General features: G+C 70.9%; 15 protein-coding genes. 2 read left to right on the top strand and 13 right to left on the bottom strand.

Annotation, left to right across the window (positions count from 1 at the left end):
- Nucleotides 1–77: 77 nt before the first annotated feature.
- From pyrF to pyrR, 9 genes are all read right to left on the bottom strand, one after another.
- A complete protein-coding gene (pyrF, locus tag OHS18_RS45500) occupies nt 78–926 on the bottom strand; it encodes an orotidine-5'-phosphate decarboxylase (RefSeq protein WP_328614971.1) in 849 nt (282 codons plus the stop codon).
- Nucleotides 923–4,237 (bottom strand): carbamoyl-phosphate synthase large subunit, encoded by a 3,315-nt coding sequence (carB, locus tag OHS18_RS45495; protein WP_328614970.1) that lies wholly within the window; start codon nt 4,235–4,237, stop codon nt 923–925. Before carB ends, pyrF begins: the two co-directional genes overlap by 4 nt.
- Complete coding sequence (locus OHS18_RS45490) at nt 4,237–4,833, bottom strand: DUF4276 family protein (protein ID WP_328614969.1); 597 nt, start codon at nt 4,831–4,833, stop codon at nt 4,237–4,239. Before OHS18_RS45490 ends, carB begins: the two co-directional genes overlap by 1 nt.
- Nucleotides 4,830–5,999: an AAA family ATPase gene (locus OHS18_RS45485; RefSeq protein ID WP_328614968.1), complete on the bottom strand. Its 1,170-nt coding sequence runs from the start codon at nt 5,997–5,999 to the stop codon at nt 4,830–4,832. The genes OHS18_RS45490 and OHS18_RS45485 overlap by 4 nt, the downstream gene beginning before the upstream one ends.
- Nucleotides 5,996–7,117 (bottom strand): glutamine-hydrolyzing carbamoyl-phosphate synthase small subunit, encoded by a 1,122-nt coding sequence (gene carA, locus OHS18_RS45480; protein ID WP_328614967.1) that lies wholly within the window; start codon nt 7,115–7,117, stop codon nt 5,996–5,998. Before carA ends, OHS18_RS45485 begins: the two co-directional genes overlap by 4 nt.
- Complete coding sequence (locus OHS18_RS45475) at nt 7,114–7,608, bottom strand: PH-like domain-containing protein (protein ID WP_328458509.1); 495 nt, start codon at nt 7,606–7,608, stop codon at nt 7,114–7,116. The genes carA and OHS18_RS45475 overlap by 4 nt, the downstream gene beginning before the upstream one ends.
- Nucleotides 7,608–8,894, bottom strand: coding sequence for a dihydroorotase (locus OHS18_RS45470; protein ID WP_328614966.1), 1,287 nt, complete (start codon nt 8,892–8,894; stop codon nt 7,608–7,610). The genes OHS18_RS45475 and OHS18_RS45470 overlap by 1 nt, the downstream gene beginning before the upstream one ends.
- A gap of 73 nt (nt 8,895–8,967) precedes the next feature.
- Entirely contained in the window at nt 8,968–9,900 is a 933-nt protein-coding gene (locus tag OHS18_RS45465; protein ID WP_328458511.1) for an aspartate carbamoyltransferase catalytic subunit, read from the bottom strand.
- Nucleotides 9,897–10,499 carry a bifunctional pyr operon transcriptional regulator/uracil phosphoribosyltransferase PyrR gene (gene pyrR, locus OHS18_RS45460; RefSeq protein ID WP_328458512.1) on the bottom strand — a complete coding sequence of 201 codons (603 nt, stop codon included), beginning with the start codon at nt 10,497–10,499 and terminating at the stop codon, nt 9,897–9,899. Before pyrR ends, OHS18_RS45465 begins: the two co-directional genes overlap by 4 nt.
- Nucleotides 10,500–10,747: 248 nt before the next feature.
- Between pyrR and bldD the strand changes: the two genes are divergently transcribed.
- The gene (gene bldD / locus OHS18_RS45455; RefSeq protein WP_020422358.1) at nt 10,748–11,236 is read left to right on the top strand and encodes a transcriptional regulator BldD; all 489 of its coding nucleotides are present in this window, start codon (nt 10,748–10,750) and stop codon (nt 11,234–11,236) included.
- A gap of 115 nt (nt 11,237–11,351) precedes the next feature.
- Here bldD and nusB read toward each other — a convergent pair whose 3' ends face one another.
- Genes nusB through OHS18_RS45440 form a run of 3 tightly spaced genes read right to left on the bottom strand, consistent with a single transcriptional unit; the run spans nt 11,352 to nt 13,502 of the window.
- Nucleotides 11,352–11,807 (bottom strand): transcription antitermination factor NusB, encoded by a 456-nt coding sequence (gene nusB, locus OHS18_RS45450; RefSeq protein ID WP_328458513.1) that lies wholly within the window; start codon nt 11,805–11,807, stop codon nt 11,352–11,354.
- On the bottom strand, nt 11,807–12,370 hold the full coding sequence (gene efp / locus OHS18_RS45445; RefSeq protein ID WP_328458514.1) for an elongation factor P: 564 nt from the start codon (nt 12,368–12,370) through the stop codon (nt 11,807–11,809). The genes nusB and efp overlap by 1 nt, the downstream gene beginning before the upstream one ends.
- Nucleotides 12,371–12,425: 55 nt before the next feature.
- Complete coding sequence (locus tag OHS18_RS45440; protein ID WP_328458515.1) at nt 12,426–13,502, bottom strand: M24 family metallopeptidase; 1,077 nt, start codon at nt 13,500–13,502, stop codon at nt 12,426–12,428.
- A 92-nt stretch (nt 13,503–13,594) separates the two neighbouring features.
- On the opposite strand from OHS18_RS45440, the gene OHS18_RS48680 reads away from it, so the two are divergent.
- A complete protein-coding gene (locus OHS18_RS48680; RefSeq protein ID WP_442875316.1) occupies nt 13,595–14,446 on the top strand; it encodes a B-4DMT family transporter in 852 nt (283 codons plus the stop codon).
- 297 nt (nt 14,447–14,743) lie between these two features.
- Here the strand turns inward: OHS18_RS48680 and OHS18_RS45430 are convergent, their stop codons facing one another.
- Nucleotides 14,744–16,057, bottom strand: a complete 1,314-nt coding sequence (locus tag OHS18_RS45430) for a beta-xylosidase (protein ID WP_328614965.1) — start codon at nt 16,055–16,057, stop codon at nt 14,744–14,746.
- Nucleotides 16,058–16,729: the final 672 nt, after the last annotated feature.

Below are 16,729 nucleotides of genomic sequence, written 5' to 3'. Positions count from 1 at the left end.
GGGTGACGCGACGGTACCCACCCGTGAGCACCGGCCACAATGCGGGGGTGGCTGGTGGGACTCGCTTCCGGGGCCTGCTATTGGCCGTTTTCCTGCGGGTCGGCGAGCACTTCGGCGACACGTTCGACCGCTTGGCGCAAAGCGGCTTGCTCCGGTCCGTGCCGTAAGAGATCGCGAGACGACGCGGGCAGCACTCCGTGCAGTCCCGGACCGAAAAGAGCACGCAAATCGGCCACAGTGGCGCCCTGGGCCCCGAAACCGGGCGCCAGCACGGGTCCGTTCAGCCGCGAAAGATCGAGTTCCCCCGGCGAAACGGTCGCGCCGACGACGACACCCACATCGCCGAACGGCCCCACTCCGTCGTTGAACGCCGCCGCGGAATCGACGATTCCCTGCGCCACGGTGCGTCCGTCGGGCAGCAGCGCGTTCTGCACGGCCGCCGCTTCGGGGTTCGAAGTCCGCGCAAGCACGAAGACGCCGCGTCCCGCGGACACCGCCGTCTCCGCGCATTGGGCCAAAGAGCCGAACCCGAGGTACGGCGAAACGGTGATCGCGTCCGCCGCGATGGCCGCGCCGTCGGCCACGTACGCGGCCGTGTAGGCGGCCATCGTGGAGCCGATGTCGCCGCGCTTGACGTCCAGCAGCACCAGCGCGCCGGCTTCGCGCGCGGTTTCCACCACCCGTTCCAGCACCCGGACACCCGCGGCGCCGAAACTTTCGAAGAACGCCGACTGCGGCTTCACGATCGCCGTGTGCGCCGCCAGGACCTCCGTGGCCGACAGCGAGAACCGTTCCAGGCCCGAGGCGTCCACCGGGAGCCCCCAGGCCTCGATGAGGCTCGGGTGCGGGTCGATCCCGGCGCACAACGGGCCCCGGGCGGCGACGGCCTTCGCCAGCCGCGCCCCGAACCGCTCCTGGGCGCTCACGACTTCGCCTTCAGCGCCGCCTGCAGCTCCTGCAGGGACTTGACGCCGATGTCGCCCCGGATCAGCGCCTCGATGCCGTGCACGGCCGCCGCGGCGCCCTGCACGGTCGTCACGCACGGGATGTCGCGTGACACCGCGGCGGTGCGGATCTCGTAGCCATCGATCCGCGGGCCGCTGTTGCCGTAGGGCGTGTTGATCACCATCTCGACGCCGCCCGCGAGGATGAGGTCGACGATGTTCGGCTCGGTCTCGCTGGAGCCCTCGTAGTGCTTGCGCACCACGGTGCAGCCGACTCCGTTGCGCCGCAGCACTTCCGCGGTCCCGGACGTCGCGAGGATCTCGAACCCGAGGTCCGCCAGGCGCTTCACCGGGAACACCAGCGAGCGCTTGTCGCGGTTGGCGACCGAGACGAACACGCGCCCGGACGTCGGCAGCGAACCGTAGGCCGCGCTCTGCGACTTGGCGAACGCCTTGCCGAAGGAGACGTCGACGCCCATCACCTCGCCGGTGGACTTCATCTCCGGGCCCAGCAGCGAGTCGACGCCGTGGCCTTCGGGCGTGCGGAAGCGGTGGAAGGGCAGCACGGCCTCCTTCACCGCGACCGGCGAGTCGGCCGGCATCCGCCCGCCGTCACCCTCGGCCGGGAGCACGCCGCTGCCGCGCAGGTCCTTGATCGTCGAGCCGGTCATGATCAGCGCGGCGGCCTTGGCCAGCGGCACCGCCGTGGCCTTCGAGACGAACGGCACCGTCCGCGACGCGCGCGGGTTGGCCTCCAGGACGTAGAGGACGTCGTCCTTGAGCGCGTACTGGACGTTCAGCAGCCCGCGGACGCCGACACCGCGCGCGATCGCCTCGGTGGAGCGGCGGACGGCCTCGAGGTCGGTGTGGCCGAGCGTGATCGGCGGCAGCGCGCAGGAGGAGTCGCCGGAGTGGATCCCGGCCTCCTCGATGTGCTCCATGACGCCGCCGAGGTAGAGCTCCTCGCCGTCGAACAGCGCGTCGACGTCGATCTCGATGGCGTCGTCGAGGAACCGGTCCACGAGCACCGGGTGCTCGGGGTTGATCTCGGTGGCGCGGCTGATGTAGCCGGAGAGGGTCTGCTCGTCGTAGACGATCTCCATGCCGCGCCCGCCGAGCACGTACGACGGCCGCACCAGCACCGGGTAGCCGATCTCGTCGGCGATCCGCTTCGCGCCTTCGAAGGACGTCGCGGTGCCGTAGCGCGGCGCGGGCAGCCCCGCCTCGCTCAGCACCTCGCCGAACGCGCCGCGGTCCTCGGCCAGGTGGATCGCCTCCGGCGGCGTCCCGACCACCGGCACCCCGGCGTCCGCGAGCCGCTTGGCCAGGCCGAGCGGGGTCTGGCCGCCGAGCTGGACGATGACGCCCGCGACGGTGCCGGACGCCTGCTCGGCGTGCACCACCTCGAGGACGTCCTCGAACGACAGCGGCTCGAAGTACAGCCGGTCCGAGGTGTCGTAGTCGGTGGACACGGTTTCCGGGTTGCAGTTGACCATGACGGCCTCGAACCCGGCCTCCCGCAACGCGATCGCCGCGTGGACGCAGGAGTAGTCGAACTCGATGCCCTGGCCGATCCGGTTCGGGCCGGAGCCGAGGATGAGCACCTTCGGCTTCTCGGTCTGCGGCGCGACTTCGGTCTGCGCGTCGGGGTCGGACTCGTAGGCCGAGTAGTGGTACGGCGTGTTCGCCGCGAACTCGGCCGCGCAGGTGTCGACGGTCTTGAACACCGGCCGCACGCCGAGCCGGTGGCGCAGCGCGCGGACGCCGTCCTCGCCGGCCAGTTCCGGGCGCAGCGCGGCGATCTGGCGGTCGGCCAGGCCGGTGCGCTTGGCGCGGCGCAGCAGGTCGCCGTCCAGCACGGGCGCGTCGCGGACCTCGGCGCCCACTTCGCCGATGAGCGCGATCTGGTCGATGAACCACGGGTCGATGCCGGAGGCCTCGTGCACCTGCGCGACGGTGCCGCCCAGGCGCAGCGCGCGTTCCACTTCGTAGAGCCGGCCTTCGTGCGGCGTGCGCAGGGCGTCCAAAGTGGACTCCAGCGTGACGCCCTCGGGGTCGGGCAGCGTCCAGAACCCGGTGGCCTTGGTCTCGATCGACCGCATCGCCTTGCCGAGGGCCTCGGGGAAGCTGCGGCCGAACGACATCGCCTCGCCGACGCTCTTCATCGTCGTGGTCAGCGTCGGGTCGGCGCCCGGGAACTTCTCGAAGGCGAACCGCGGGATCTTGACGACGACGTAGTCCAGCGTGGGCTCGAACGCCGCCGGGGTCGCCTTGGTGATGTCGTTGGTGATCTCGTCGAGCGTGTAGCCGATGGCGAGCTTCGCGGCGATCTTCGCGATCGGGAAGCCGGTCGCCTTCGACGCCAGCGCGGAACTGCGCGACACCCGCGGGTTCATCTCGATGACGACCATCCGGCCGTCCTCCGGGTTGATCGCGAACTGGATGTTGCAGCCGCCGGTGTCGACGCCGACCGCGCGCAGCACGTCGATGCCGACGTCGCGCATCACCTGGTACTCGCGGTCGGTGAGGGTCATGGTCGGCGCGACGGTGACCGAGTCGCCGGTGTGCACGCCCATCGCGTCGACGTTTTCGATCGAGCAGACGACCACGACGTTGTCGCTGCGGTCGCGCATCAGCTCGAGCTCGTACTCCTTCCAGCCGAGCACGCTCTCCTCGATGAGCACCTCGGTGACCGGCGACTCGTCGAGGCCGGTGGAGGCGAGCCGTTCCAGGTCCTCGGGCGTGTGCGCCATGCCGGACCCGAGCCCGCCCATGGTGAACGACGGCCGGATGACGACCGGCAGGCCGAGCTCTTTTACCGTGTCCCGGACCTCGTCCATGGTGTTGCAGACGCGGCTTCGCGGGGTCTCGGCACCGACCTCGGCGACGATGTTCTTGAACTTCTGCCGGTCCTCACCGCGCTGGATCGCGTCGATGTCGGCACCGATCAGCTCGACGCCGTACTTGGCCAGCACCCCGCGCTCGTGCAGCGCGACGGCGCAGTTGAGCGCCGTCTGCCCGCCGAGGGTCGCGAGGATCGCGTCCGGCCGTTCGACGGCGATGACCTTCTCGACGAAGTCCGGCGTCACCGGCTCGATGTAGGTCGCGTCGGCGAACTCGGGATCGGTCATGATGGTGGCCGGGTTCGAGTTCACCAGGGACACGCGCAGGCCTTCGCTGCGCAGCACCCGGCAGGCCTGGGTACCGGAGTAGTCGAACTCCGCGGCCTGCCCGATCACGATCGGCCCGGAGCCGATCACCAGCACGTGCTGGATGTCCGTCCTCTTCGGCATCAGTTTCCTTCTTTCACCAGGCGCCGCAGACCGTCGCGGAAGACCTGAAAGCTCTTGGATCGGTTGTTCTCGATGTCCATGTGGGGCGCGATGGCCTCAGCCGCCGCCACTTTCGGCAAGCGGTCCCGGAAATATCCCTTGGACCGCAGGAGGTCCTCCAGCGCGCGCGACGCCTTGCCGGTGCCGTCGGGATCGCGATAGCGCGCTCGTTTGTCCAGATCCTTCGGAACCTTGTCATATGCCGCGCACAAGGCCGGGACATCCCCGAGAAACCAGGACTCCAGCTCGTCGATCACCACGCGGTGCAGGACGAACTCGGACGGAAGTCCCGCTTCCTCACTCACCCCGACCAGGTGGCGCTTGAGTTCCCGGCAGTCCTGGGCGTCCCGGTCGATGACCACGACGACCCGAAGCGATTCCCACGAGATCCGGGCCGCGAAACCTCGCAGAATTCCCGGCAGCCGCTTCAGCAGATCCTGCTTGCCCTGGAAGCGCCGGACGGCGAAGGACACGTCCTCACCGACGATCTTCGGAACCAGCGTCTTCAACGCTGCTTCCGCCGAAGGCTCCTCCACCAGGATCTCGACGTGGATCACCGGGGCCGCCCGGGCCGGTCGAGGGGATCACCGAGGCCGAAGAACCCCTCGGTCCAGAGACTCCCCAGCAGGCCCCCGCTGTCGACCATGGCCATCAGCTGAGGGATGTCCGCCGCTCGCCGGGCCCGGGCGAAGCCGGATTCGTCACGGAAAAGCATCCAGACCTCATCGGGCCGCAGAGCGTCGACGAACTCAGGAGCGTGAGTGGCAACCATGACCTGGCCGGCGGCTTCCATACCTCGCATATCCTCGGCGAGCCGATAGTGCAGTCTCGGATGAACCTGCTTCTCCGGCTCCTCGACCAGCAGCACTGAGGCATCGCTCTGGAGCGCGACCAGATAGCCGAGCAGTTGCAGCGTTCCGTCGGAGATGTTCTCCGGGGCGATGAGCTCGTCCGAACCCTGCTCGCGCAGGAGGACGGTCCAAGCTCCGTCGCCCTGCCGCAGGGGCGCGATGTCATCGAAGCCCGGCACATACCTCCGCAGCGAAGCCTGGATGCCCTCCCACTCGCGGGGGGACCCGTCGCGGAGGTGCCGGACGACGGCGCCGAGGTTCTGGCCATCCGGCTTCAGCCTGGATGTTTTGTCGTCTTTCGCGCCTTTGCGCATCGAGTCGAGACTCAGATCCGAGAGGTCAATTCCGGTCATGAATCGGTGGAACCTACGGATTTCAGCGTCTCTGGCGAGCTGGCTGACCACACCCACGCCGAGTAGGTCGGAGCCGGACAGCTCAATTAGTTCCCACGCGCTGGCACGGGCGACTCCGCCCGCTCCGCGCCGGAAGTGCAGGAGGTCGTAAGGAGCCTCGGCACCCTCTGGCTGCCAAGTCAGCTTCTCTTCGGCCACCACCGGCACGTCATCGTCGTGCTCGATGACGAGCCGGTACCTGCCCACCGCGTCCTCGATGCGGCAGGTCAGTTCGATCTCGACGGGACCGGCCGCGCCATGAGTGACGATGTCGGCCGCACCCCCGCGCTCCTCCCACACTGTGCGGAGCCCACCGCGAAGTGAGTCGGCGAGAAAGTCCAGCGCGTCGAAGACCGTGGACTTGCCGCTGCCGTTCGGCCCCAGCAGCGCCGTCACCGGCGTCAGGCCGTCCAGCTCGATGTCCCGGAGCACCCGGTAGTTCCGGATCCGGAGCCGCTCGATGCCGGTCGTCAGCGTCACGACCGCTTCTCCATGAGCGAAACGAAATCGTCGAACAGGGGCGCGGCGTCGTGCGGGCCGGCCGCCGCCTCGGGGTGGTACTGCACCGAAAACGCCGGCACGTCGAACGCCCGCAGGCCTTCGACCGCGCCGTCGTTCGCGCAGTAGTGGCTGACCTGAGCCGCGCCGAAGGGCGACTCGAAGCGCTGGCCCGGCTCGCCTTCGAGGGCGAAGCCGTGGTTCTGCGCGGTGATCGCGACGCGCTTGGTCACGACGTCGATCACCGGGATGTTGATGCCGCGGTGGCCGTAGCGCATCTTGTACGTGCTCAGGCCGAGCGCGCGGCCCAGGACCTGGTTGCCGAAGCAGATGCCGAACAGCGGGATCTCGCGGCCGAGGACCTGCTTGGTCAGCTCGGTGGCGTGCACCGTGGTGGCCGGGTCGCCCGGGCCGTTGGAGAGGAACACACCGTCCGGCTCGATCGCCAGGACCTCCTCCAGCGATGCGGAAGAGGGCAGCACGTGCACCTCGATGCCCCGCTTGACCATCTGCCGCGGCGTGTTGGACTTGATGCCCAGGTCCAGCGCGACCACGCGGAAGCGCGCCTCACCGGCAGGCGAGACGACGTACGGCTTCGGCGTCGAGACCTGGCCGGCCAGGTCGGCGCCCGCCATCTGCGGGCTCGCGAGGACCTCGGCGACCATCTCCTCGACCGTGCCCAGCGCGTCACCGGAGAAGACGCCGGCGCGCATCGCGCCGAGCTCACGCAGGTGCCGCGTCAGCGAGCGGGTGTCGACCTCGGCGATGCCGACGATCCCCTGGTTCACCAGCTCGTCGTCCAGGGTGCGCTTCGAGCGCCAGTTGGACGGCGTGCGCGCGGGGTCGCGCACCACGTAGCCGTTGACCCAGATCCTCGACGACTCGTCGTCCTCGTCGTTCCAGCCGGTGTTGCCGATCTGCGGCGCGGTCTGCACCACGATCTGCCCGTGGTAGGACGGGTCGGTCAGCGTCTCCTGGTAGCCGGTCATGCCGGTGCAGAAGACCGCCTCGCCGAGGCTCCGCCCCCGCGCGCCGTACGCCGCGCCGCGGAACACCCGGCCGTCTTCGAGCACCAGTGCGGCTTGAGCGCGCGCGTTCACTGGGCACCTCCCTTGATCTTCAGCTGTTCGATCCAGTGTGGATAGTCGTCGAGCTCGTCGCCGCGGAAGCCGGTGTCGAGCTCGGTCTCGCCGGCGCGCCAGGTGAGCACCAGCAGGGCGTCGGTGCCCATCACCTTCCCGGCGATCTTCGAGTCCTGCCGGACCCCGGTGACGGCGTCGCGCGGGATCCAGAAATCGGGGGCGCCGCCGCGTTCGACCGCGACGCCGCTTTCGTACAGGCGCCAGACCGCGCCGGAGCGCAGGCCGGCGCCGCGGGTGACGACCCGGTTCTGCCACTCCCCCGCGATCGTCGTCGCGATGTAGACGCCGGTGGACTCGAGCAGGACCTCGCCCGGGTCACCGGGGATCCGCTCGAACGGCGGCACCCGCACGCTCTGCGAGCGCGCCTTGCGGCGCCAGCCGAGGTACATGCCCCACAGGCAGAGCAGGAAGAAGGCGACGATCGCCAGCACCAGCCACAGGCGTTCCATCAGCAGATCTTCCCGTCCCGGGCGGTGATCCGCCCGCGCAGCAGCGTCGCGGTCACCACGCCGGGCAGCCGCATTCCCTCGTACGGGGTGTTGGCCGCGATGCTGGCCAGCTCGGCACCCCGGACCGTCCACTCGGCGTCCGGGTCGACCAGGGCCAGGTTCGCCGGCTCGCCCACCGCGATCGGCCGGCCGTGGTCGGCCAGGTTCCCGATCTCGGCCGGGCGCTCGCTCAGCACGCGGGCGACGCCGCGCCAGTCGAGCAGCCCGGTGCGGACCATCGTCTCGGCCACGATGGACAGCGCCGTCTGCAGCCCGAGCATGCCCGGCCGCGCGGCCGCCCACTCGGTGTCCTTGTCCTGCACCGCGTGCGGGGCGTGGTCGGTGGCGACGCAGTCGATGACGCCCTCCGCCAGTGCGGCCCGCAGCTTCTCGGTGTCGGATGGGGTCCGCAGCGGCGGGTTCACCTTGTTGACCGGGTCGTAGGTCGCCAGGCGCTCGTCGGTGAGCAGCAGGTGGTGCGGCGTGACCTCGGCCGACACCTTGGTGCCGCGGTCCTTGGCCCAGCGCAGCACGTCCGCGGTGCCCGAAGTGGACACGTGGCAGACGTGCAGCCGGGCGTTCGCGTGCAGCGCGAGCAGGCAGTCGCGCGCCACGATGGACTCCTCCGCCGCGGCGGGCCAGCCGGTGTAACCGAGCCGCGCGGCCTGTTCGCCCTCGTGCGCCTGGGCGCCGACGGTCAGCCGCGGTTCCTCGGCGTGCTGCGCGATGACGACGTCCAGCGCGGTCGAGTACTCCAGCGCGCGGCGCATCAGCAGCGGGTCGGCGACGCAGAGGCCGTCGTCGGAGAACACCTTGACCCGCGCCTGCGACGCGGCCATCGTGCCGAGTTCGGCGAGCCGTTCGCCCTTGAGCCCGACGGTGACGGCGCCGACCGGGTGGACGTCGACCAGGCCGACCTCCTGCCCGCGCCGCCACACGTGCTCGACGATGACGGCGTTGTCGGCGACCGGATCGGTGTTGGCCATGGCGAACACGGCGGTGTAGCCGCCGAGCGCCGCCGCGGCCGAGCCGGAGTCGATCGTTTCGGTGTCTTCGCGGCCGGGCTCGCGCAGGTGGGTGTGGAGGTCGACGAAGCCCGGCAGCAGAACCTGGCCCACGGCTTCGATGATTTCGGCGTCTTCGGGGACGTCCACCGCGCCGATGGCGGTGATCACGCCGTCCTCCACCAGGACGTCGACGGGATCACCCTCGCCGTAAGGGCGGGCGCCCTTGATCAGGGTGCTCATGCGCGCACCTCGCTGACGCTCGGCGCCTGCTGAGCACAAAGCGCTGTGCCGAATGGTTCGCTCGCAGGCTCGCTCACGCGGCGGCTCCTTCACTGGCCAAGAGGTGGTAGAGGACCGCCATCCGGACGTGCACGCCGTTGCGGACCTGTTCGGTGATGGCCGAAGCCGGGGAGTCGGCGACCGCGCTCGCGATCTCCATCCCGCGCAGCATCGGGCCGGGGTGCAGCACGACCGCGTGGTCGGGCAGCAGCTTCTGGCGCCGTTCCGAAAGGCCGTACGCGATCGAATACTCGCGTGCGGAAGGGAAAAACCCGCCGTGCATGCGTTCCGCCTGGACCCGCAGCATCATCACCGCGTCGACCGCGGGCAGCTCGGCGTCCAGGTCGTGGGAAACGGTCACCGGCAGGCTTTCCACTCCGTAAGGCAGCAACGTCGGCGGCGCGACGAGCACCACTTCCGCGCCCAGGGCCGAAAGCAGGTGCAGGTTCGAGCGGGCGACGCGGCTGTGCAGGACGTCACCGACGATCGCGATGCGACGGTCCTTCAAGGACCCGAGCCGCTCCCGCAGCGTCGCCGCGTCGAGCAGCGCCTGGGTCGGGTGCTCGTGGGTGCCGTCGCCGGCGTTGACCACCGACGTGCCCGGCTCGGCGAGCCAGCCCGCGAGCCGCTGGGCGGCGCCGCTGGCGGGGTGCCGGACGATCACGCAGTCGGCGCCCGCGGCGGCCAGCGTCAGCGCGGTGTCCCGCAGGGATTCCCCCTTGTTGACCGAGGAGCTGGACGCCGAGACGTTGATCACGTCGGCGCTCATCCACTTCCCGGCGATCTCGAACGACACCCGGGTGCGCGTCGAGTTCTCGTAGAACAGGGTGATCACCGTGCGGCCGCGCAGCGTCGGCAGCTTCTTGACCTCGCGGCCGAGCAGGGTGTGCTTGAGCTCGTCGGCGGTGTCCAGCACGGCGGTGGCCACTGCCGGGTCGAGCCCGTCGGTGGCGAGCAGGTGCTTCACGAATCTTCTCCAGGGACGTCTTCGGTCGCGCGGAGCAGCACGGAATCGCGGCCGTCGATCTCCGCCAGCAGCACGGATACGCCTTCGGTGCGAGCGGTCGGCACGTTCTTGCCCACGTAGTCGGCGCGGATCGGCAGCTCACGGTGACCTCGGTCGACGAGCACCGCCAGTTGCACCGAGCGGGGGCGGCCATGATCACGGAGGGCATCGAGCGCGGCCCGGATCGTGCGCCCGGAGAACAGGACGTCGTCGACCAGGATCACCACCCGGTCGTCGATCCCGTCCGGCGGCAGCTGCGTCTGTTCGAGCGCGCGGGGCGGGCGGCGGCGCAGGTCGTCCCGGTAGAGGGTGACGTCGAGAGCGCCGGTCGGCGGGCGGACGCCGGAGAACTCGCCGATCTTGCCGGCGAGGCGGGCCGCGAGGGGCGTGCCGCGGGTGGGGATCCCCAGCAACACGGGCGGGGTAGTGCTCTCCGCACCGTTCGCGGTCTTTTCGATGACCTGATGGGCCATTCGGGCGATCGTGCGCGCGACGTCGCCGGCCGTCAGGAGCTCGCGCTCCCCGGCCGAACCAGCCGCGTCACGAGGACGTGACGACACTGCGGACTCCTTCCCCGCCTCACCGGACGGGTCCTTAAAGGACGTCTGTTCCCCTGCTGGTCGGGGCTTTCGCACCGACAGTAGCAGGCACTTTGGTCAGTCTTACGGGTGGTGTGGCGTGATTCGCGACAAGCTGCTGCTTGACCTGGTGACAACAATGCGTAACCATTACTCTGAGTATTCGACTCTCAGAGTCCCCTGGACCGGTCACCCCGACCGGGAGGGGGTGAAGAACGGAGAACGACCAGATGGGCGATTACGCCAAGGCGCTCGGGGCCAAGCTCCGCGGGATCCGCCAGCAGCAGGGCCTGTCCCTGCACGGGGTCGAGCAGAAGTCCGGTGGGCGCTGGAAGGCCGTCGTGGTCGGCTCGTACGAGCGTGGCGACCGTGCCGTCACCGTGCAGAAGCTGGCCGAGCTGGCCGACTTCTACGGCGTGCCGGTGGTCGAGCTGCTGCCCGAGGGCCGAGTCCCCTCCGGTGCCGAGCCCGCCACCAAGATCGTGATCAACCTGGAGCGCCTGCAGCAGCTGCCGGCGGAGAAGGTGGGGCCGCTGGCCCGCTACGCCGCGACCATCCAGAGCCAGCGCGGCGACTACAACGGCAAGGTGCTCTCGATCCGGACCGAGGACCTGCGGTCGCTGGCGATCATCTACGACATGACGCCGGGCGAACTGACCGAGCAGCTCATCGACTGGGGCGTGCTCCCGCCGGAGGCCCGTCCGGCCAAGGAGGACTGATCACAGGTGTGCTGCGCCGACGCAGTGAGCGTTCCCGGTGGGGCACCGGAGACGCTCACTGACAAGTCGTCGGGGGGCTCGCAGCACAGAGGCGGACGCGCCGCCGGGATGATCGCTACAGCACGGCGCGCAGGCGGTCGGCGATCGTGCCGATCCGGCCCAGCACGCCGTTGACGAACCGCGGCGAGTCGTCCGTGGACAGTTCCTTCGCCAGGCCGACGGCCTCGTCGATCGCGACCGGGTCCGGCACGTCCTGCGCCCACAGCAGCTCGTAGACCCCGACCCGCAGCACCGCGAGGTCGACCTTCGGCATCCGCTCCAGGGTCCAGCCCTGCGCGTGCTCGGCCAGCAGCTCGTCGATCTGCCCGCGGCGCGTGGTGACGCCCTCGACCAGGCTGATCGTGTAGTCCCCGATCGGGTCGACCTCGGTCGCGCCGACGCGGTCGGCCAGCAGCGTCACCGGATCGGTGTCGCGCTGCGCGGCCTCGTACAACATCTCCACGGCACGGCGGCGCGCTTGCCTGCGGCTGATCGCGCCGCCGCGGTTCGGGTGGGGCTTCGACGTCGGCATCAGCTGGAGACGCGGCCCAGGTAACGGCCGTCGCGGGTGTCGACCTTGATCTTCTCGCCGGTGGACAGGAACAGCGGGACCTGGATCTCCGCGCCGGTCTCCAGCGTCGCCGGTTTGGTGCCGCCGGTGGAGCGGTCGCCCTGCAGGCCCGGGTCGGTGTGCTGCACGAGCAGCTCCACCGAGGTCGGGAGCTCGATGTAGAGCGGCACGCCCTCGTGCACCGCGACCTGCACCTCGGTGTTCTCCAGCAGGTAGTTCGCGTTGTCGCCGACGGTCTCGGCCAGCACGGTGATCTGGTCGTAGGTGTCGGCGTCCATGAACACGAAGTCCTGGGCGTCCTTGTACAGGTAGGTCATGTTCCGGCGGTCCACCGTGGCCGTCTCGACCTTCGTGCCCGCGTTGAACGTCTTGTCGACCACCTTGCCGGTGAGCACGTGCTTGAGCGTCGTGCGCACGAACGCACCGCCCTTGCCCGGCTTCACGTGCTGGAACGCGGTGACGGTCCACAGCTGGCCCTCGAGGTTGAGGACGAGCCCGTTCTTCAGGTCGTTGGTCGTGGCCACGAGCTTGCAGTCTCCTGTGTCGATCTTCGGGTCGATCTTCGGTTCGGGGCCGCCGTCAGACGACCACGAGGTTCTTGGTGCTCAGGGTGAGGAGTTCGGGTTCCCCAGCCCGCACGACGAGCGTGTCCTCGATGCGCACGCCACCGCGCCCCGCGAGGTAGACGCCGGGCTCGACGGTGACCGCCATACCGGCGGACAGTGTACCGACGCCCGTCGCGGCGAGGCTGGGCGCCTCGTGGATCTGCAGGCCGACGCCGTGGCCGAGGCCGTGCGCGAAGTGCTCGCCGTGGCCCGCCCCCGCGATCACCTTCCGCGCCGCGGCGTCCACTTCGGACACCTCGGCGCCCGGCGCGACGGCCCGGGTGCCCGCCGCCTGCGCGGTGCGCACGAGGTCGTACACCTCCCGCTGCCAGTCCGCGGGCTCGCCGAGGACGAAGGTGCGCGTCATGTCCGAGTGGTAGCCGTCGACGGTGGCGCCGAAGTCCAGCTTGAGGAAGTCGCCGCGCTTCAGCTCGGCGTGCGTGGGCCGGTGGTGCGGGATGGCCGAGTGCGCGCCGGTGGCCACGATCGAGGCGAAGCTCGGCCCGGCCGAGCCGTGCTCCAGCATCCGGTTCTCCAGGTCACGGGCCACTTCCAGCTCGGTCCGCCCGGGCCGCAAGCCGCCGGTGGCCACCAGGTCGTCGAGCGCCCGGTCGGCCGCGGCGCACGCCTGCCGCAGCGCCTCGACCTCGGCGTCGTCCTTCACCAGCCGCAGCTTCTCGACCAGCCCGGGGGCCCGGACGAGTTCCGCCTGCTTCCGGAAGGCTTCGTACTCCTCGACGCTCACGTGCTGGCTCTCGAAACCGACCTTCCAGTCCTTCGCGACGCCCTTGACGAGCGCGGCGGCGCTCGCCCGGTCGACGACCGTCTCCAGGTCGGGCACCTCGGCGGCGGCCTGCGTGGTGTAGCGGCCGTCGGTGCAGAACAGGGTCTTCCCGTCCCCGTCCGCGTGCAGCAGCACGGCGGCGTTCGAGCCGGTGAAGCCGGTCAGGTAGCGGATGTTCAGCAGGTCGGTGACCAGCAGCGCGTCGAGGCCCGCGTCGGTGAGCGAGTCCCGCAGCGCCGCGCGGCGGCGTCCATGGGTTTCAGGCACTTCCCCACCCTAGTGGGGGCGGGGTGGGACCTTCGTCGGTTCCGGCGCCAGCCGCTAAGCGACTCGCCAGTAGGCGGCCTAGAATCCGCAGGATGAGTGCCTGGGTGTTGCGCGGACTCGGGATGGCGGTGCTGCACGGCGCGGCCATCACCCTCCTCGCCAAGTACGCGGTCTACCACCCCACCGACCAGACGCTGGTCATCTCGGTGGCGCTCGCCGTACTGGTCGGAGCCGCCGCGCTGTGGAGCGCGCTGGACGCCTGGCGCGGCCTGCCCGAGCGCGGCAAGGTCTGGTTCATCGCGGCCCTGATCGCCGGCCCGGTCGCCGGGATCCTGTACGTCATCGGACGCGCGGTGTTCGTCGACCAGACGGGCGTCTCGGAACTGGGCGGCGCGCTCACGGGCGGCGCCGCCTTCTCGGCGCTGCTGGTGCTGATCCCGGCGGGCCTGGGGTTGTTCGTGGGCGGCCGCATCGGCGGCCGCGAGCAGCCCGATGACGCCGACGCCGACGCCGACTCGGTCGAGTCCGGTGCCGCGGGCTCCCGCCGTGTCCGGACGGACCCCGTCGGCGCTCGATCCGGCCGCCGCCCGCGGCCCGGCCGTGCGCAGCCCGCATCCGCCGAACCCGCCGAAACCCCGACCCCTCGGCCCCGGCCCGGCCGTCCTCGGCCCGGTTCCGCCGAGCCCGCCGAGCCCGCCGACGCTCCGTCCGGCGCGGCAGAGTCCGCCGGCGCTCCGTCCGGCGCGGCAGAGTCCGCCGGCGCTCCGTCCGGCGCGGCAGAGTCCGCGAGCGCCCAGGCCGGCGCTGTTCGGGCCGGCGCTGCCGAATCCGCCGGTCCTCAGGCCGGGCGGCCTCGGCCCGGCCGGGCTCGGCTCGGCCGTCCGCAGTCCGGCAGTGCTCCGGGCGGGCGTGTTCAGCCGCCTAGTGAGGGGCCCGGCGCGTAGCTGCCCTTCGGCTGTCGTGCCGCTGGGCAGTCACGAGCCCGTACTTCCTCAAGCAGCGCCCAAACGCCCCAATGTGGCGTTGGGTGCGTCCAACGCACCCAACGTGGCGTTGGGGCGCTGGCCGGGCGTGTTCAGCCGCCGAGCGAGGGCCCGCACCTAGCCGTCCCACCGCACGGCCATGACTCTGAGCGGTGATGAGCGGCGCGTTCACCCACCGGGCGAGAGCCAGGCGAATAGCCATTCCGGTGGACGGTTGTGACCGTATGCGGTCGTGAGCCGGTGCTCAGGCCGACGTATTCAGCCGCCGAGTGAGGGGCCCGGCGCGTAGCCGTCCCACTGGCCGGTCGTGACCGTGTGCGGTGGTGAGCCGTTGTTCAAGGCCACGCCGCCGTCCGGGATTCGCCACAGGCGGTGGTCGTCGAGCACCAGCGCGAACCCGCGGCCCGGCGTCTGCACCGCGTCCACGCCCGGCTTCAGCCGCGCCGAGACCGGCAGGACCGCCACCGCGGGCGGTGCCTTGTCCAGCAGCTCGCCGGCCAGGGACAGCGCCACCACCCGCCGGTCGACCCGCACCCGTTTCCCGGCCCGGACCAGGTCCATCGTCCGTTCCGGGGAGGGCATCGTGACGCCGTCGAAGGTGGCGGCCACCCGGCCGGGGTTGCCGCAGGCCTGGCTGCCGAGCAGGTCGAGCCCGAAGTGCCGCAGGCCGGTCGGCGCGGCCGCCCCGCCGATCGCGGTGGCGCGCACGACGTCGAACGGCACCCGGTCGCACGGGTCGGCCGTCGACAGCGGTGCGTGGCCGTCGGCGCGGCGCACCAGGCCCGGCCCTTCCTTCCACGGCCCGGCGATCACGGCCGGCTGGAACGGGTGCTCGGCGAAGTCGGCCGTCCAGAAGGTGAGCGTGGTCCCGTCGTCGGTCTCGTGCGCGATGACCCACGCGTCGAGCGCGCCGACCCACATCAGGTCCGCGCTGAAACCGTCGACCACCGAGCGTGTGCGCGGCGTGGCGGTCGACGCCACCGGCACGAACCCCCCGACGTCGAGCGCCTGCACCCCGGTCGCGAACGCCGGGTCATGCGAGCGGAGCACGAACTGCCCGGCGCCGTTCCAGCCCGCCGCGCGGCCGGTGGTGTCGGTGAACATCAGGTAGAACCAGCCGTCGAGGTACACGGCCGAGGGCTGGCCGGCGCCGTAGACGTTGGCGCGGTGCACGTCGTGCGACGGCCCGAGGATCGGTTTCCCACCGGCCGCGCGGGTCCAGTGGACGCCGTCGGGGCTGGTCGCGAGCCCGACGGCGTTGCCGAGCGCGTGGTCGCCCGCCGCGCCGGTGTAGTACAGGTAGTACGTCGAGCCGACGCGCAGCACCGACGGGTCGCAGGTGTGCGTGCCGTCGAAGTTCCCGGGAGCGCCGGAGAAGACGGCGGCCGGGATCCCGCCGCCGGGCCCGGTGAACGGGCCGTCCATGGACTGCGCCTGGGCGTAGAGGATGTCGTCCCCGGGCGGGCCGGCGCCGCCGTACTGGCTGCACCACCACATCCGGGTCTGCCCGCGGTCGAGCATCACGGTCGGCCCGTAGTTGTAGACGGCGTCCGCGCCCCCGGCGGCGATCACACCGCCACTCTGTCGTGGGTCACCCGAAGCGAGCTTGACATCGGTGGGCCGGGCCGGTGCGGTGGTCTGGCCCCCCGCGATGGCGGGTTTGTCCCCGGCGGCTTGAGGCTGGGCGTAACCCTCGGTACAGCCCGCGAGCAGGAGCCCGGCCAGCACGCCGGCGAGGAGGGCACGAGCGGGTCGCCGACCCCCACGACGAAACGGGCTCACGACGCCGAAGTGTAGCGAGACCCACCCCACACGGGTGAGGACGCTCCCCTTCGAGGGTCCCCCGATCGCGATCGGTTGACGCTTGACCCGCGCCTGTCACAAGGCTTTGGCCAGCGGTTTTCGATCACCGGTTCGCGGCCGGTCCCCTGATCCGCCCCGGTCACGACGCCTGAACGGCGGTCCCGGCCACTGACCGTCGACACCCGGCTGGGCCGACTCACAACACTCGGGCGGCGACGCTCGGCGGACGATCGTCGACTGGCACGTCCCGGCAAGCAGACCTGGCTCAGCCGACCCGGCCCTCGACTGGCGACCGTCACGTCCCGCAGGAACACCTCGCGCGGCCAATCACGACGCTCGGTCAACGGCCTCAGTCTGCGATCGTCGACTGTCATGTTCGCTGCAAGGAGACCTCCCTCGACCGACTCACGACGCCTGGCCAGCGGACCCGGCCAGCGACCA

The sequence above is a fragment of the Amycolatopsis sp. NBC_00355 genome, assembly GCF_036104975.1.
Lineage (GTDB): Bacteria > Actinomycetota > Actinomycetes > Mycobacteriales > Pseudonocardiaceae > Amycolatopsis.
This window is presented reverse-complemented; position numbering and strand designations above follow the sequence as displayed.

Excerpts from the sequence above, each read along its gene's own strand:
- carB (WP_328614970.1), bottom strand. The coding sequence starts at position 4,237 with ATGCCGAAGAGGACGGACATCCAGCACGTGCTGGTGATCGGCTCCGGG.
- OHS18_RS45475 (WP_328458509.1), bottom strand. The coding sequence starts at position 7,608 with ATGGAACGCCTGTGGCTGGTGCTGGCGATCGTCGCCTTCTTCCTGCTC.
- OHS18_RS45470 (WP_328614966.1), bottom strand. The coding sequence starts at position 8,894 with ATGAGCACCCTGATCAAGGGCGCCCGCCCTTACGGCGAGGGTGATCCC.
- bldD (WP_020422358.1), top strand. The coding sequence starts at position 10,748 with ATGGGCGATTACGCCAAGGCGCTCGGGGCCAAGCTCCGCGGGATCCGC.
- nusB (WP_328458513.1), bottom strand. The coding sequence starts at position 11,807 with ATGCCGACGTCGAAGCCCCACCCGAACCGCGGCGGCGCGATCAGCCGC.
- OHS18_RS48680 (WP_442875316.1), top strand. The coding sequence starts at position 13,595 with ATGAGTGCCTGGGTGTTGCGCGGACTCGGGATGGCGGTGCTGCACGGC.